The sequence below is a fragment of the Acinetobacter sp. AOR43_HL genome, assembly GCF_027854635.1.
Classification (GTDB): Bacteria; Pseudomonadota; Gammaproteobacteria; order Pseudomonadales; family Moraxellaceae; genus Acinetobacter; species Acinetobacter pittii.
This window is the reverse complement of record NZ_JAKTHX010000009.1, coordinates 72618-89844: the sequence shown is the minus strand read 5'-3', so window position 1 is coordinate 89844 and position 17227 is coordinate 72618. Positions and strand designations below refer to the sequence as shown.

The window sequence follows — 17227 nt, the reverse complement described above, 5'->3', positions numbered from 1 at the left end:
TGTCGTGTCATCTGTACTGCTTCCTGACCCCTTGATCCCTTGATCAGCGCCAACATTGTCCAGATAGCCACTCGGCACTGCAGGTGTAGCCGGCGGTGTATTATCTATTGGTGTTGAGTCATCATTATTATCACTATTCGATGCTGCAGCGATAATACCGCCAGCAACTAAAGGAATAGCTGCCCACAACCATGGGTTTACACCCGCATCGTGATAAAGTAATGGTTCAATTGAAGAAATAGGTTGGTAAATAACGTCAGACACCAACTCTTGTAGTGTTTCTGCTGGTAAAGCAGCAGGTAAATCTTCAGCTACAAGTGCTTGTGGTTCAACATCACTGTCTGCATCAGCGTCGGCGTCGGCGTCCGCATCATTTTCAGCATCTTTGAATTTTGCCCAAATCAACTGTCCATTTTCATCTTGAAAAACAAGACTGTTATCTTTAGGCTCAGCTGTTCCACTAAAGAAGCCTTCAATAACAATAGTCTCGCCATTTTTCAGGCGAATGACTGCATTGGTACCCTCCCTATTCACTACCAATACATCACTGGCAGCCACTTTTACCAATACGACCGACGCTTCTGAAAGCTTTGCAGAAGTTCCCTGGATTGTTGACAAGGTATCGTGACTATCCTTGGCAATAATTTGTATTTCAGGCATATCTATATTCCTTTTATATTATTGATTTAAATAATTTTATGTATAATTTTTTACTTAATCTTTCTAAGTTTTTGACCTACAACTTAAAAACATTAAGTAATGTGATCATTTTTACATTAAACACTTTAAAATAAAAAAAACAAATACTAAAGTACCTAAAGAAAAAAATTTAATTAATAGAAATTATATATAAGTCTTAGTTAAGTTTTTCTTATGTTAATTTCATGAATAATTACGTTAAACGTTTTATATATAATATAAATTTAATATTTCATTATTTACTTTTTGTTGAAAAATTATTTAATTAAAATATTTATATAATAATTATTAATATCTTAATAAAATAAAATATATTATTAATGATATATATAGAAAAAAAGGCTTTAGGTAATATTTTACTATTACACTAAAACCTAACTTTTAAATGGTTTATAAAATTTAAAACTATTTAAGTTTAGAAGTTATCGGGACTCTCAAATCGTTTTACTTCTTGTAATTTATTTGGATCATGCATTGTTGCAATTCCATCCTCAGTTTTTTGGTCTACAAGAATATCTGGATTATAAACGGTGATTGTTTCTCTACCCAGCGCATCCTCCCCCACAATATACTGAAAACCTCTTCGGTTCATCTTATGGCACAACCTTTGATAGAAGCCTTTTAAGCCTTCAGTTTCTTCGTTGGGGTTGTAATAAAAAGCATTCATCACAGCTGGTAAGCCTAGGCCGCACACAATACCTGATAACAATACACTAATAAATGTATATCCAATCAGGATACTACTATAGGGACTTAAGGCAGGGATATTAGCTACTGCCAAAATCAATGCAAGTGAAATTCCTCCTCGTACCCCACCCCAAGATAAAATAGTCAAACTACCGTTGTAGCTTTTAGTTCTACGCATTGTGGGGAAAAAAGCGAAAGCCATAAAATTGGCAGCAAAACGAGAAATATGAAGAATAAAGAATGCAACAATACCGCCTAAAATCAGGCTAAAGTTTAGATCAAGAATAAATAACTCTAAGCCAATTAAAGTAAATAAGAATGAGTTAATGATTCCTTCTACTGTATGCCAAAAATGATTAACTTCTTGAATCTCTCGCTCTTCTCGTATTTCTTTCCATTTGTTTCCAACAATTAAACCGCCAATTACACAAGCAATCGGTGCTGATGCATGTGCAAACAAAGCAACCAAATATGCTCCACTTGCAAGTAAAGCTGTTGTTAAAATCAGGGACTCCATTTCGTGTTTACCACGTAATAGACGCAACACCCCTACCCCAAATGCCCAACCAATCCCGACGGCGACAACAATTTCATAAAGTAGAGCTTCTAATGTCGCTACTAATGAAAAATGTTCACCCTGTAAAACATTAAGTAAAGTCATAAACAATGCAATACACATTGCATCATTAAATAATGATTCACCTTCTAACTTAACAATTAAATGATGTGGTGCTCGAATCGAACTAAGTACACCTTTAATACCAATTGGGTCTGTTGCCCCTAAAGCTGCACCTAAAAGTAATAGCACCAGAATTGGCACATGATATCCAACCAGTAATTGGAATCCGTAAAGTAAACTGCCAAATAATACAGCACAAAGTACTAAGGCAATCGTTGCCAGAATACTAATTTGCTTCCAATAACTTTTTAGATCTGAAATTTTAAATTTGAGTGCAGAAGAAGTTAGAATAAAACAAATAACACCATTAATTAAAAAATCATAAAAATCGATATGACGTACAGCTTCTTCAATATTATGAATGTTAATGGTAATAAACTGGTTACCGTTTAGTAGGCTGGCACCCCACTGTAGAATAAAGACAAAAATTGCCGAGACCAGAGGAACACCAATCGCCTGCGGAAAGCCTAAAATACGCTTATTAAAAATTGTGGTTGCAATTGATAGTGCAAAAACCACTGTAAAAGCTTGTAATAGAAAAAAATTACCCATGAATACCCTTCTTCTGGGTCAACGACCAAATAAAAACTTTGCTAAATCGACCTAACTCATTAAAAAGCTGACATAAACAATGCCATAATCATAAAAAACAGAAATTAGGACACAAGTTTACCGAATTGATAGAACAATCTATCAATCAGTTAAATTTCTTAACATTATTTATAGTTATGATCTGAAAAAAAGATGAGCTTATTAAATATGTTTAACAAGACTCATCCTATAAAATTTTAAACTGGATTATTAAAAGTATCGCATTGGTTAATATCACCAGTTTTTAAACCAACCTGAAACCAGTGCATGCGCTGTTCACTACTACCATGAGTAAAGCTATCTGGAACAACCTGACCCGTAGAGCGCTTCTGTAAATAATCATCTCCAATTTTTTGAGCGGCATCCATCGCTTCTTCAATGTCACCTTGCTCTAAAAATTGAGTTCGCTGTTGATTATGACTCGCCCAAATACCCGCTAAACAGTCAGCTTGTAATTCTTGACGAACAGATAATTGATTACCTTCTCTTTGACTGACTTGTGCACGAGCTTGCTGTACTTGCGATGAAATACCAAGCAAAGTTTGAACATGGTGCCCTACTTCATGTGCAACCACATAAGCTTGTGCGAAATCCCCAGCTTGATCTTCCCTAGAAAGTTCAGTTTGGTTCTGCTCACCAGAAATTCCCATTTGCTGACGCATATCTTTAAAGAATTCTGTATCGATATAAACTTTCTGGTCTGCCGGACAATAAAATGGCCCCATAGCAGATTGAGCTGTGCCACATCCTGACTGAATCATTCCACTAAACAAAACTAATTTAGGTGGCGTATAACTTTTACCTAACTGTTTAAATATAGGAGTCCAAGTATCTTCCGTATCAGCCAAAACCGTTCCAACAAAATCCGATGCTTCTTTTTGCTCGGCCGTTAAACTTTCTGGCGCAGTTGCATTTGATTGTTGTGAAGCAGTAACTTGCTGCGTTGCTTGATAAGCCTGTTGTGGATCAACACCAAAGAACTTCCACGCAACAAATGCAACAACCAAACCAATAATACTGATACCGCCAGCTCTAACACCGCCACCACCTCGACGGTCCTCAACATTGCTACTAATTCGTCGACCTTTCCAGCGCATAATTTCCCTCTTCTTTTTAGAATGGCATCATGAACCCGATGCTTTTTTAGGCCACATTTTTTGTATTAAGCTCACAATTAATAGAACAATTGCACCTGCAACAAGTCCTATTCCAAAGTTAATCAATGTTGGTGTTAAAGCACCAATAATGTTACCCACTGCTGGTATTGTTTCCACATGATCCACTGTGTCTTCAGTTAAGTGATGAAGCAATGGAATCGTATGATTAATAATCCCGCCACCCACTAAAAACATTGCAATAGTGCCCACGATTGAAAGTAATTTCATCAAAATAGGAGCAAAAGCTAATAGGCCTCGACCTATAGTTTGTTTAAATGAGGTCGACTGTTCTGTTAAATATAATCCCAAATCATCAATCTTAACAATCATACCAACTAGGCCATAAACGCCAATCGTCATCACAACAGCAATAACACTTAAAACGCTTACCTTTGTCATTAAAGTAGCTGTAGCAACTGTACCAAGCGTAATCACCACGATCTCAGCCGATAAAATAAAATCAGTTCTTACTGCTCCTTTTATTTTTTCTTTTTCAAAAGTTGCTAAGTCTAATTCTTCAGTTTCAAGCTCTGCTTTTGCTTCCTCTGATGTAGAAGCTTTTTTATGCATAATGGTATGAAGAACTTTCTCTACTCCCTCATAACATAAAAATAACCCCCCGAGCATTAATAGCGGGTTAATAAGCCAAGGTGCAATCACACTAATTAACAATGCTAAAGGAACTAAAATAAGCTTATTAACAAATGAGCCTTTAGCCACTTTCCAAACAATAGGTAGTTCGCGATCTGCGCGCACACCTGTTACTTGCTGAGCATTTAAGGCCAAATCGTCACCTAAAACTCCGGCAGTTTTCTTGGCTGCCATTTTGCTCATTAAAGCAACATCATCTAAAATTGTTGCTATATCATCTAGTAATAAAAGTAAGCCACTCGCCATTTCTTATCCAAGTTTGTATTTATTAAGGCTATTGTAAGATGATTTTTTTGAATTTCTGTAATTTTACTGAATAAATTCACAATATTATTTTAAGAAAAGTTTCCCCAATCGCTGACGAAAAAAATTTATTTCCCGTACAATAATGCCAATCTTTTATATTACAGGGCTTACTACCCCTGATTAAGCCAATACGATAGTGGAATAAATAATGAGTAATGTTGATCAGCGTCCAATTATTTTGACAGGCGACCGCCCAACCGGACAACTTCACCTTGGGCATTTTGTCGGTTCTTTGCGTTCTCGTGTAGGTTTACAGGATAGCCATCATCAACATCTCTTATTAGCAGATGCACAAGCACTAACAGATAATGCAGATAATCCAGATAAAGTTCGCCGTAATATTTTAGAAGTTGCTCTAGATTATTTAGCTGTAGGCATTGATCCAACAAAAACCACCATTTGTGTTCAATCTTGCTTACCAGCACTCAATGAACTCACAATGCTCTATCTTAACTTTGTGACAGTAGCGCGTTTAGAACGTAACCCCACCATTAAATCTGAAATTCAAATGCGTGGTTTTGAGCGTGACATTCCAGCTGGTTTCCTCTGCTACCCTGTTGCACAAGCGGCTGATATTACTGCTTTCAAAGCAACTGTGGTTCCAGTGGGTGAAGATCAAATTCCAATGATTGAACAAACCAATGAAATCGTACGTCGAGTAAATCGCCAAATCGGTCAAGATCTTTTGCCTGAATGTAAAGCTTTGCTTTCTAATATGGCACGTCTACCTGGTTTTGATGGTAAAGCGAAAATGTCTAAATCATTAGGCAATACCATCGTTTTAAATGCTTCTGATAAAGATATTAAAAAAGCTGTTAATGCGATGTACACCGATCCAAATCACCTTCGTATTGAAGATCCAGGTCAAGTTGAAGGCAATATTGTATTTACTTATTTAGATGCATTTGATCCAAATAAAGAAGAAGTTGAAGAATTAAAAGCTCACTATCGTCGCGGTGGTCTTGGTGATGGTACGGTTAAAAAACGTCTTGAAGGTGTCTTAAAAGAGTTAATTACACCTATTCGTGAACGTCGCGAAGAACTTGCTAAAGATCCTGACTATATTATGGATGTTTTACGTCAAGGTACAGATAAGTGCCGTCTTATTACTCAACAGACTTTAGACGAAGTTAAAGATGGTTTAGGTTTATTTAAATTTTAATCCTTTTTGAAAACTAAAAGCCCTTCGGGGCTTTTTTTATTTATTAGATTCAATAATATTCATTTTTTAGAATTACTAATGTATTGATAGCCATTCACAGGCCTTTACCCTATTAACGTGAAGTAACACTTATTAACGCTAATAGCGATGAAGAATATCTTAACTTTATCTATTATCCTCTATGTAGGTTACATCATATGAGCCTCACGACATTTCTCCTTAAACCGAAACTGTTTTTACAGATTCGTTGTTCTACGCAATGATCACCCCAATCATTGCGTATTTTTTTGCCTAAAAATTTTATTTATGAATTAGCTATACTTATAAAAACTCTTATTTTTCTTTAATAAATAAAAAACACCGCATCATTTTTCAGATGCGGTGCTTTTTAAGATTCAGCGTAAAGCGATTAAGCTAAACCTTTCTCTTTTAAAACTTGCAACATAGTTGAACCAAGCTCAGCTGGGCTACGAGTGTAAGCCATACCTGCTTTTTCAAATGCAGCGAATTTCTCTTCAGCAGTACCTTGACCACCAGAAATAATCGCACCAGCGTGACCCATACGCTTACCTTTAGGAGCAGTTACACCAGCAATGTAACCTACTACAGGCTTAGTCACGTTAGATTTGATGAATTCAGCAGCTTCTTCTTCCGCTGTACCACCGATCTCACCGATCATGATGATTGCATCAGTATCTGGATCGTCTTGGAACAATTGAAGCGCTTCGATTTGGTTCATACCTGGGATTGGGTCACCACCGATACCGATACAAGTAGACTGACCTAAACCAAGCTTAGTTGTTTGAGCAACAGCTTCATAAGTCAATGTACCTGAACGCGAGATGATACCAATACGACCTGGTTGGTGAATGTGACCAGGCATAATACCAATCTTACATTCACCCGGAGTGATCACGCCTGGACAGTTAGGACCAACTAAACGAGTACCGTTACCGTTAGTTTCTAAGTAGCGTTTTGCTTTAAGCATGTCGATTGTTGGAACACCTTCAGTGATCACAACGATTAGGCCAACACCTGAATCAACCGCTTCAACGATTGAGTCTAAAACGAATGGAGCTGGTACATAGATTACAGATGCATCTGCATTTGTTTCACGTACAGCTTCTTTCATTGTGTTGAATACTGGTAGGTCAAGGTGAGTAGTACCGCCTTTACCCGGAGTAACACCACCAACAACTTTTGTACCGTAGTCTAAAGCTTGTGCAGAGTGGAAAGTACCGTTTTTACCAGTAAAACCTTGTACCAATACTTTAGTGTCTTTATTAATTAATACGCTCATGATTGATACTCCCCTTACGCTTTAACTGCAGCTACAACTTTTTCTGCGGCATCAGACAAGCCGTTTGCAGAAATTAATTTCAAACCAGATTCATCAAGTAATTTAGCACCTAACTCAGCGTTGTTACCTTCTAAACGAACAACAACTGGAACAGTTACGTTTACTTCTTGAACCGCTGCAATAATCGCTTCAGCAATCATGTCACAACGTACGATACCACCGAAGATGTTGATTAAAACACCTTGTACAGATGTATCAGCAAGGATGATTTTGAACGCTTCGATTACGCGCTCTTTAGTTGCACCGCCACCAACGTCAAGGAAGTTTGCAGGCTGACCACCATAAAGTTTAATGATGTCCATAGTTGCCATTGCAAGACCAGCACCGTTAACCATACAACCAATGTTACCTTCTAAAGCAACATAGTTAAGATCAAATTCAGATGCTTTTAATTCACGCTCATTCTCTTGAGATTTGTCACGTAAAGCAGCAACTTTAGGTAAACGGTAAAGCGCGTTAGAGTCGATACCTACTTTCGCGTCTACACATAAAATTTCGCCATTTTCACGAACTGAAAGTGGGTTAATTTCAAATAAAGCAAAATCATTTTCAACAAATGCTTGGTAAGCAGCTGTCATGATTTTTACGAATTGACCGATTTGTTTATCTTTCAAACCTAAAGCAAACGCAACTTCACGTGCTTGGAATGGTTGTAAGCCAACTAATGGATCAACTTCAACTTTGATAATTTTTTCTGGAGTTTCTTCAGCAACTTTCTCGATTTCTACACCACCTTCTGTAGAAGCCATGAAAGTAATACGACGACTAGAACGGTCTACAACCGCACCTAAGTAAAGCTCACGCTCAACTGGGTATACGTCTTCAGCAACAATAATGCTGTTTACTGGTTGACCATTTGCATCTGTTTGATACGTTACAAGACGAGTACCAATGATATTGTTTGCAAATTCGATAACGTCTTCTTTAGATTTTGCAACTTTAACGCCACCAGCCTTACCACGACCACCAGCATGAACTTGCGCTTTCATTACCGCGAATTTACCACCAAGCTGTTCAAATGCAGCAACTGCTTCGTCTGCATTGGTAGCCAAGATACCTTCTTGTACTGGCATACCATATTCTTTCAATAACGCTTTAGCTTGATACTCATGTAAGTTCATTTAGTTACCTACTTAACTTTGTTTGTTGTCTTCAATTTGCGCAACATTCTCATGTTACTTATGCAAATTGCTGTCTACGTCTTTCACCTTGATGCTTTTTTAATCACACCATCGAATGTGAAAAAGAGCGGAGAACCGCTCTTTATTTTATTTACGCTTACGTTGAATCGCGTGAATTGCACGACCATCTACAGCAAGTGCAGCTTCATGAACAACTTCAGAGAATGTTGGATGACCAAATGTCATTAACTGAAGATCTTCAACAGAAGATACAAATTCAAGAGCGATCATACCTTGGTGTACGATATCAGATGCTGCAGGTCCAATAACATGCATACCTAATAAACGGTCAGTTTTTGCATCAGCAACAAACTTAACAAAACCAGCACCTTCACCCGCCGCTAAAGCACGACCATTTACAGCAAAACCGAATTGACCAGTTTTAACTTCATGACCTTTTTCTTTAGCTTGTTCTTCAGTTAAACCAACCCATGCCGCTTCCGGATGTGTATAGATAACAGAAATGATTGTGTCATAGTTCACTTGAGCTGCATGACCGTGAATACGCTCAACAGCCATTACACCTTCTTCCATTGCTTTATGAGCAAGCATTGGACCGCGAACCAAGTCACCAATCGCGTATACACCTTCTACAGAAGTTGCACAGTGATCATTTACTTCAACTAGACCACGTTCAGTCAATTTAATGCCTGAATCATCTGCCAATAAACCTTCTGCATAAGCTTTACGGCCTACACAAACGATTAATTTGTCAAAAGTCTGAGTTTTTTCTTCGCCGCCTTGAGTGTATTTAACAGTCACTTCACGACCATTAATTTCAGTACCAGAAACTTTAGCACCGATACGAATATCAAGACCTTGCTTAGTTAAAAGTTTTTGGTAGTCTTTTGCCAAAGCTTTATCAGCCATTGGTAAGAATGCATCCATTGCTTCAAAAACAACAACTTCAGCACCAAGACGACGCCAAACAGAACCAAGCTCTAAACCGATTACACCTGCACCAATTACACCTAAACGCTTAGGTACTTCTGGGAAGTTCAATGCACCAGTTGAATCAACAATAATATCTTGATCTACAGGAGCTACTGGAATATTTACAGGCACAGAACCAGACGCAAGAATAACGTATTTAGGTTCTAAAACTTGAGTTTCACCTTCATGAGAAACGAACTCAACTTTTTTACCAGCAAGTAATTTACCAGTACCTTTTAACCATTCAATGCCATTGCCTTTAAGCAATTGATCGATACCACCAGTTAATTGGTCAACAATTTTGTCTTTACGAGCAAGAAGCTTAGCAAGATCAAAATTCACTTCACCTGTAGTGATACCGTGATCAGCTAAATGATGTACTGTATCTTCGTAACGGTGAGAAGAGTCAAGTAATGCTTTAGAAGGAATACAACCTACGTTTAAGCATGTACCACCCAAAGATGGCTTACCGTTGTGAATACGTTTTTCGATACAAGCGACTTTAAAACCTAGTTGAGCAGCGCGAATTGCAGCTTCATAACCACCAGGACCACCGCCAATAACAACAAGATCAAATTGTTGAGACATTGTTTATCTCCATGGTCCGAGATAGAGGATCACTCTACCTCGGTAATATTATTCGAAGAAATTAAAGATCAAGGATGAGTTTAGCTGGCTCTTCTAACAATTCTTTGATTGCTACCAAGAAACCTACAGCTTCTTTACCATCGATCATACGGTGGTCATAAGAAAGTGCTAAATACATCATTGGCAAGATTTCAACTTGACCATTTACAGCCATAGGACGCTCTTGGATTTTGTGCATACCCAAGATACCAGTTTGTGGCTGATTCAAAATTGGAGTTGAAAGTAATGAACCGAAAGTACCACCGTTAGTGATTGTGAAAGTACCACCAGTCATTTCTTCGATAGATAATTTACCATCACGTGCTTTAGCAGCATATGCACCAATACCAGATTCAACTTCTGCATAGCTCATACGATCAGTATCACGTAATACTGGTACAACAAGACCACGATCAGAAGATACTGCAACACCGATGTCGTAGTAACCGTGATAAACGATATCGTCGCCATCAATTGAAGCGTTTACAGCTGGGTAGCGTTTAAGCGCTTCAGTTGCTGCTTTAACGAAGAATGACATGAAGCCTAAACGAGCGCCATGACGTTTTTCAAAAGCATCTTTATATTGCTTACGCAATTCCATGATTGGCTTCATGTTAACTTCGTTGAATGTAGTTAACATTGCAGTTTCTTGAGTTGCAGCAAGAAGACGCTCAGCTACACGCTTACGTAAACGAGTCATTGGAACGCGTTTTTCGATACGCTCACCAACAGCTACACTTAACGGAGTAACATTAGCAGCTGGTTTAGCTTGATGGTTTGCAACATCTTCTTTAGTGATACGACCACCACGACCAGTACCTTGTACGTCAGCAGCAGCAATACCAGATTCAGTTAATGCTTTACGAACTGCAGGAGCTTGATCAGATACAGTTTCTGTACGCTCAACAACAGGCGCTGCACCAGCTTGAGTTTGAGCAACTGCTTGCTCTACTGCTGCAGGAGCAGCCGCTGCTGCACCAGCACCAGCTTCAAACTGAGCAATAACTTCGTCAGAAAGAACTGTATCGCCTTCATCTTTAATGATTGCAACTAAGCTACCATCAGCAGGAGCAACAACTTCTAAAACAACTTTGTCGGTTTCAATATCACAGATTACTTCATCACGTGATACAGGTTCACCCACCTTTTTGTGCCAAGTTGCGATGGTTCCATCTGCAACAGACTCTGGGAATACCGGTGCTTTAATTTCGGTTGCCATTATTGAGAATCTCCTGATTGTTCAGCTTCGATTGCCAATGCATCATTAATTAGCTGAGCTTGTTGTTTTGCATGCAAGTACGGTGAGCCACAAGCTGGTGCAGCAGAAGCTTCACGACCTGCAAAACTGATACGGATTTGTTTGCCAGATTTTAAGATATCGTCATATAAACGCGGTGCGATAAATAACCATGCGCCTTGGTTCTTCGGCTCTTCTTGTGCCCAAACGAGTTCTTTCACATTTGGATAAGCAGCCAAGATTTCCGCAAGACGTTGCTCTGGGTATGGATACAACTGTTCAATACGTACGATTGCAACATTAGTTAAGTTTTGTTCACGACGTTTTTCAAGTAAGTCGTAATAAACTTTACCGCCACAAAGTACAAGACGAGTTACATCTGACTTGTTAATTTGATCGATTTCATCAATTACAGTTTGGAATGAACCATTTGCAAGCTCTTCTAAAGTAGAAGTCGCAAGTTTATGACGAAGTAAAGATTTCGGTGACATTACAATCAATGGCTTACGAATTGGGCGTACAGCTTGACGACGTAATGCATGGAAAATCTGTGCAGGTGTCGTTGGAGTGATCACTTGCATGTTGTCTTCAGCACATAACTGTAAGAAACGTTCTAAACGAGCTGATGAGTGTTCTGGGCCTTGACCTTCGAAACCGTGTGGTAACAACATTGTTAAACCACAAACACGTTCCCACTTAGTCTCACCAGAAGCAATAAACTGGTCAATCACAACTTGAGCACAGTTTACGAAGTCACCAAATTGTGCTTCCCAAATAATCAAGCTCTTAGGAATTGTAGTTGCGTAACCATATTCGAATGCAAGAACTGCTTCTTCAGATAAAAGAGAGTCATAAATCGCAAAACGTGGTTGGTTCTCTTTCACATGACAAAGTGGAATGTAAGTTGAACCATCAGCTTGGTTATGCAATTTCGCATGACGGTGCGAGAAGGTACCACGACCCACGTCTTCACCAGTAATACGAACTAGATAATCTTCATCTAATAAAGTTGCATAAGCTAAAGTTTCTGCTGCACCCCAGTTTAATGGAGTTTCACCAGTTTGCATTTTTACGCGATCTTCAATTACTTTTTGAACCTGACGCTGCATTACAAACCCTTCAGGAAGTTTGCTCATGCCCTCGCCTAATTCTTTTAAGCGATTTAAGTCAAATGAAGTATCCCAATCGTCTGTGTAGTCATGGCCCAAATATGGAGTCCAATCTACAAACATTTTGGTATTTGGTTCAAGAATTAACGCATTTGCTACATGATTACCCGCTTCTAAATCAGAACGGTAATCTTCAACCATTTGGTCTGCTTCAGCACGATCAAGTACTTTCTCTTGAACAAGTTGATCAGCATAAAGTGTACGAGTAGTCGCTTTCTTCGCAATTACTTGATACATCAATGGCTGTGTACCAGATGGCTCATCTGCTTCGTTATGGCCACGACGACGATAACAGAACAAATCGATAACAACATCTTTACGGAATTCGTGACGGAAATCATGTGCTAATTGAGTAGCAAAGATAACAGCTTCAGGATCATCGCCATTTACATGGAAAATTGGCGCCTGAATCATTTTAGCAACGTCTGTACAGTATTCTGTAGAACGTGCATCACGAGGATCAGAAGTTGTGAAACCTACTTGGTTGTTCACAATAATATGAACTGTACCACCAACCGTATAGCCACGAGTTTGTGACATCTGGAAGGTTTCCATGTTCACGCCCTGACCTGCAAATGCCGCATCACCATGAACAATAACTGGTAAAACGTCATCACCGCCAATGTCTCTACGACGTACTTGACGTGCACGTACAGAACCTTCAACTACAGGACCAACAATTTCCAAGTGAGATGGGTTAAATGCTAATGCCAAGTGAACTTCGCCACCTGGAGTTATTACATTACTTGAGAAACCTTGGTGGTATTTAACGTCGCCAGAACCTTTTTTATGAATTGATTTACCTTCGAACTCACCAAATAAGTCCGCAGGGTTTTTACCCATAATATTCACAAGAAGGTTTAAACGGCCACGGTGTGGCATACCAATAACAACTTCTTTACAACCTACAGCACCAGCACGCTGAATAATCTCGTTTACCATAGGAATAAAAGATTCGCCGCCCTCAACACCAAAGCGTTTAGCACCGACGTATTTATTACCAAGATATTTTTCAAGACCTTCAGCAGCAGTTAAACGCTCTAAGAAGCCTTTCTTTTGATCATTTGTGTAATTGAATTTACCACGGGCACTTTCAAGACGTTGTTGAATCCAACGTTTTTCTTTTGTGTCCACGATATGCATGTATTCAACACCGATCGAACCACAATAGATTGATTCCATTGCTTCAATCATTTCAGCAAGCGTTGCTTCGCTTTTGCCGATTTCAAGATTGCCAGTATTAAATACAGTGTCTAAATCTGATTTGGTTAAACCGTGAGCTGAAAGATCTAAATCTGGAATCTCTTCACGCTTAGCAAGACCTAATGGATCTAATTTAGCTTTTTGATGTCCGCGATTACGATAAGCAGCAATAAGTTGTAAAACGCCAATTTGACGACGCTCATGCTCAGTACTTACAGTACTTTGTACAACAGGTTGAACACGATTAGCATTACGTCCTAGTAATAGGAATTGCTCACGCACAGCGCTGTGTGGTTGGTCACCCTTTGGATATTTATCGAAATATTGGCGCCAGTCCTCAGCTACAGAGGTTGGGGAAGTCAGGTACTGCTCGTAAAGTTCTTCAATATACGCTGCACTATCAGCGGAAAGTTCAGTGTCAAGACGCAATGCGTCAGCAACTTCTTGCATTTGTGGACCCATTTCCTATTGCAAAAAATATTACAGGCTGCCTTTTAAGCACACCCATGATGCATAATGCCAAATTGGTAAAAAAGGCATTACTTACCCAACAGGTCTCTAAGACCATGGGGCGTCATACTACCTAGAGAGAAAACTCCATAGGTAATTAATGAATCACAACGCCCTCAATGGCATCATCACTCACCTTATACTCGATTAAAACCGAGCAATTTTTTGCAAATCTTTTTAGAAAAATTAACTTTAAAATTAACTTTTCTAAAATGACTTTAACCATAAAAATTAAGCACAGATCTAAGATCGTGCTACTTAAATTAATTTCACTAGTATACGCTTTTTTCACCTATAACTTTGTGGCAAATCGTATCATGTTCTTAAACAACGATTGATTTTTTTGACACATACCACCTATAAATTGGCAAAATACATAAGCGATTTTATCTTTTAATATATGGTGCAATATATAAAATCCTCGCTCTTTTCGACCAAAGTCTAAAGTTTACATTATAAAATTAAAAAAAAACGCACATCAAGGATGCGCGTTTTCTATTTGTGCAGAATTAACCCGCTTGATCTAATAGCATGTTACGGATGTGACCGATTGCTTTAGTAGGGTTTAGACCTTTAGGACATACTGACACACAGTTCATAATACCTTTACAACGGAACAAACTGAATGGATCGTCAAGACGAGCCAAACGGTCTGCAGTAGCAGTATCACGAGAGTCGATGATAAAACGGTATGCATTTAACAATGCTGAAGGACCCAAGAATTTATCAGGGTTCCACCAGAATGATGGGCATGAAGTTGAACAACACGCACAAAGAATACATTCATACAAACCATTTAAGTGTTCACGCTCTTCAGGAGACTGTAAACGCTCTTTAGGTGGAGCTGGTTGGTTATTGATCAAGAATGGCTGAATTTTGTCATATTGATCATAGAATTGGTTCATATCAACAACCAAATCTTTAACAACCGGCAAACCTGGTAATGGACGAATTACAATTTTCTCAGGCAGGTCGTTTAAATTCCATAAACAAGCCAAACCATTTTTACCATTAATGTTTACACCATCCGAACCACAAATACCTTCACGGCATGAACGACGGAACGTTAATGATTCATCTTGAACCTTCAAAGCAAGTAATGCATCAAGCAACATACGGTGCTTATCAGTCAATTCAAGCTTGAAAGTTTGCATGTACGGCGCTTTATCCTTATCAGGATCATAGCGGTAGATTTCGAATGTACGAGTACCTCTACTCATCTTTATACTCCCGATTAGAATGTACGTGGTGCTGGTGGAATTGCATCAACAGTCAACGGTTTGAAGCGCACTGGCTTATATTCCAAACGGTTATCTGATGAATACCATAAAGTATGCTTCATCCACTCATCATCACGGCGACCGTATGAATAAGTTGGGTGATCAGCTGGCAACTCATAATCAACTACAGTATGCGCACCACGACACTCTTTACGCGCAGCAGCTGAAATTAATGTAGCTTTTGCAACTTCATATAAGTTTTCAACTTCAAGCGCTTCAACACGTGCAGTGTTAAATACTTTAGATTTATCTTTCAAGTGAATGTTGCGTACACGTGGTTCAAGAGCAAGAATCTCTTTAACACCTTTATCAAGCAAAGCTTGAGTACGGAATACACCAGCGTGGTCTTGAACGATATCACGAATCGCATCAGCAACTTCTTGTGCATTTTCACCAGAAGTTGATTCATCCAACTTACGTACGCGATCTAAAGTTTGCTCTAATACATTTGTTGGAAGTGGCGCATATTCATCACCATGATGCTTAGTTACGTAGTCGATAATGTGCTCACCAGCAGCTTTACCAAATACAACCAAGTCAAGAAGTGAGTTAGTACCTAAACGGTTTGCACCATGTACTGATACACAAGAACATTCACCAATTGCATAGAAACCTTTTACAGGTTTGGTGTAGTTGTCTGTACCTGCTTCAGGTAAGCACACTTGACCATGCATATTTGTAGGAATACCACCCATTTGATAATGGATTGTTGGTACTACAGGAATTGGTTCTTTAGTGATATCAACGTTCGCGAATTTTTTACCAATCTCAAATACAGATGGTAAACGCTTCATGATTGTGTCAGCACCCAAGTGAGTCATATCTAGTAAGATATAATCACCTTTTGGACCACAACCACGACCCTCTTTAATTTCTTGGTCCATAGAACGTGATACGAAGTCACGTGGAGCCAAGTCTTTTAAAGTTGGTGCATAACGTTCCATGAACGGTTCGCCGTCTTTGTTACGAAGGATTGCACCTTCACCACGACAACCTTCAGTTAACAATACGCCTGCGCCCGCAACACCCGTAGGGTGGAATTGCCAGAATTCCATATCTTGTAATGGAATACCAGCACGAGCAGCCATACCAAGACCGTCACCAGTGTTGATATAAGCATTTGTTGATGCACGGTAAACACGACCAGCACCACCGGTCGCAAACAATGTCGCTTTTGCTTGGAATACTGCGATATTACCAGTTTCTTGGTCAATCGCTGTTACACCAAGAACATCACCTGCTTCGTTACGGATCAAATCAAGCGCGATCCATTCAACGAAGAACTGAGTACCCATTTTCACGTTGCTTTGATAAAGCGTGTGTAATAATGCGTGACCAGTACGGTCAGCAGCAGCACAAGCACGTGGAACTGGTTTATCACCATAGTTCGCAGAGTGACCACCGAACGGGCGTTGGTAAATTGTACCATCAGCGTTACGGTCAAACGGCATACCCATGTGTTCAAGTTCATACACAACTTTTGGTGCTTCACGACACATAAATTCAATTGCGTCTTGGTCACCTAACCAGTCAGAACCTTTTACTGTATCGTAAAAGTGGAAATGCCAGTTATCTTCTTGCATGTTACCTAACGACGCACCGATACCGCCCTGAGCAGCAACTGTATGTGAACGTGTTGGGAAAACTTTAGTAAGTACTGCAACTTTCAAACCTGCTTGAGCAAGTTGGTAAGAAGCACGCATACCAGAACCACCACCACCAACGATAACTGCATCGAAAGTGAGGTTTTGAATATTTGAATAATCTTCTTTAGGGGTTATCGCGCCCATGATAT

General features: G+C 39.2%; 13 protein-coding genes. 1 reads left to right on the top strand and 12 read right to left on the bottom strand.

Annotation, left to right across the window (positions count from 1 at the left end; all coding sequences use genetic code 11):
- The 4 genes from MKL33_RS05745 to MKL33_RS05730 form a co-directional block, all read right to left on the bottom strand.
- The coding region (locus MKL33_RS05745) for a BapA/Bap/LapF family prefix-like domain-containing protein (RefSeq protein ID WP_270906643.1) at positions 1-660 on the bottom strand (660 nt) is incomplete at its 3' end.
- Positions 661-1114: 454 nt separating this feature from the next.
- On the bottom strand, positions 1115-2617 hold the full coding sequence (locus MKL33_RS05740; RefSeq protein ID WP_002116022.1) for a cation:proton antiporter: 1503 nt from the start codon (positions 2615-2617) through the stop codon (positions 1115-1117).
- A 236-nt stretch (positions 2618-2853) separates the two neighbouring features.
- Positions 2854-3753 carry a KPN_02809 family neutral zinc metallopeptidase gene (gene ypfJ, locus MKL33_RS05735; RefSeq protein WP_032056621.1) on the bottom strand — a complete coding sequence of 300 codons (900 nt, stop codon included), beginning with the start codon at positions 3751-3753 and terminating at the stop codon, positions 2854-2856.
- 27 nt (positions 3754-3780) lie between these two features.
- Positions 3781-4710, bottom strand: coding sequence for a DUF808 domain-containing protein (locus tag MKL33_RS05730; RefSeq protein ID WP_005072929.1), 930 nt, complete (start codon positions 4708-4710; stop codon positions 3781-3783).
- A 208-nt stretch (positions 4711-4918) separates the two neighbouring features.
- On the opposite strand from MKL33_RS05730, the gene trpS reads away from it, so the two are divergent.
- The gene (gene trpS / locus MKL33_RS05725; protein ID WP_002116097.1) at positions 4919-5932 is read left to right on the top strand and encodes a tryptophan--tRNA ligase; all 1014 of its coding nucleotides are present in this window, start codon (positions 4919-4921) and stop codon (positions 5930-5932) included.
- Between the two features lie 409 nt (positions 5933-6341).
- Here trpS and sucD read toward each other — a convergent pair whose 3' ends face one another.
- From sucD to sdhA, 8 genes are all read right to left on the bottom strand, one after another.
- The gene (gene sucD / locus MKL33_RS05720; RefSeq protein WP_000114637.1) at positions 6342-7232 is read right to left on the bottom strand and encodes a succinate--CoA ligase subunit alpha; all 891 of its coding nucleotides are present in this window, start codon (positions 7230-7232) and stop codon (positions 6342-6344) included.
- Between the two features lie 14 nt (positions 7233-7246).
- Positions 7247-8413, bottom strand: a complete 1167-nt coding sequence (gene sucC / locus MKL33_RS05715) for an ADP-forming succinate--CoA ligase subunit beta (RefSeq protein WP_001048573.1) — start codon at positions 8411-8413, stop codon at positions 7247-7249.
- Positions 8414-8560: 147 nt separating this feature from the next.
- Entirely contained in the window at positions 8561-9994 is a 1434-nt protein-coding gene (lpdA, locus tag MKL33_RS05710) for a dihydrolipoyl dehydrogenase (RefSeq protein WP_002116053.1), read from the bottom strand.
- Between the two features lie 61 nt (positions 9995-10055).
- Positions 10056-11252 carry a 2-oxoglutarate dehydrogenase complex dihydrolipoyllysine-residue succinyltransferase gene (odhB, locus tag MKL33_RS05705; RefSeq protein WP_005064561.1) on the bottom strand — a complete coding sequence of 399 codons (1197 nt, stop codon included), beginning with the start codon at positions 11250-11252 and terminating at the stop codon, positions 10056-10058.
- The gene (locus MKL33_RS05700; protein ID WP_270906642.1) at positions 11252-14092 is read right to left on the bottom strand and encodes a 2-oxoglutarate dehydrogenase E1 component; all 2841 of its coding nucleotides are present in this window, start codon (positions 14090-14092) and stop codon (positions 11252-11254) included. The genes odhB and MKL33_RS05700 overlap by 1 nt, the downstream gene beginning before the upstream one ends.
- A gap of 157 nt (positions 14093-14249) precedes the next feature.
- A complete protein-coding gene (locus MKL33_RS05690; protein ID WP_002116082.1) occupies positions 14250-14378 on the bottom strand; it encodes a hypothetical protein in 129 nt (42 codons plus the stop codon).
- A 283-nt stretch (positions 14379-14661) separates the two neighbouring features.
- Positions 14662-15372: a succinate dehydrogenase iron-sulfur subunit gene (locus tag MKL33_RS05685; protein WP_002116292.1), complete on the bottom strand. Its 711-nt coding sequence runs from the start codon at positions 15370-15372 to the stop codon at positions 14662-14664.
- A gap of 14 nt (positions 15373-15386) precedes the next feature.
- Positions 15387-17222, bottom strand: a complete 1836-nt coding sequence (gene sdhA / locus MKL33_RS05680) for a succinate dehydrogenase flavoprotein subunit (protein WP_002116225.1) — start codon at positions 17220-17222, stop codon at positions 15387-15389.
- Positions 17223-17227: the final 5 nt, after the last annotated feature.

Coding starts and splice junctions, on each gene's coding strand:
- MKL33_RS05740 (WP_002116022.1), bottom strand. CDS start 2,617: ATGGGTAATTTTTTTCTATTACAAGCTTTTACAGTGGTTTTTGCACTA.
- ypfJ (WP_032056621.1), bottom strand. CDS start 3,753: ATGCGCTGGAAAGGTCGACGAATTAGTAGCAATGTTGAGGACCGTCGA.
- MKL33_RS05730 (WP_005072929.1), bottom strand. CDS start 4,710: ATGGCGAGTGGCTTACTTTTATTACTAGATGATATAGCAACAATTTTA.
- trpS (WP_002116097.1), top strand. CDS start 4,919: ATGAGTAATGTTGATCAGCGTCCAATTATTTTGACAGGCGACCGCCCA.
- sucD (WP_000114637.1), bottom strand. CDS start 7,232: ATGAGCGTATTAATTAATAAAGACACTAAAGTATTGGTACAAGGTTTT.
- sucC (WP_001048573.1), bottom strand. CDS start 8,413: ATGAACTTACATGAGTATCAAGCTAAAGCGTTATTGAAAGAATATGGT.
- lpdA (WP_002116053.1), bottom strand. CDS start 9,994: ATGTCTCAACAATTTGATCTTGTTGTTATTGGCGGTGGTCCTGGTGGT.
- odhB (WP_005064561.1), bottom strand. CDS start 11,252: ATGGCAACCGAAATTAAAGCACCGGTATTCCCAGAGTCTGTTGCAGAT.
- MKL33_RS05700 (WP_270906642.1), bottom strand. CDS start 14,092: ATGCAAGAAGTTGCTGACGCATTGCGTCTTGACACTGAACTTTCCGCT.
- MKL33_RS05690 (WP_002116082.1), bottom strand. CDS start 14,378: ATGGTTAAAGTCATTTTAGAAAAGTTAATTTTAAAGTTAATTTTTCTA.
- MKL33_RS05685 (WP_002116292.1), bottom strand. CDS start 15,372: ATGAGTAGAGGTACTCGTACATTCGAAATCTACCGCTATGATCCTGAT.
- sdhA (WP_002116225.1), bottom strand. CDS start 17,222: ATGGGCGCGATAACCCCTAAAGAAGATTATTCAAATATTCAAAACCTC.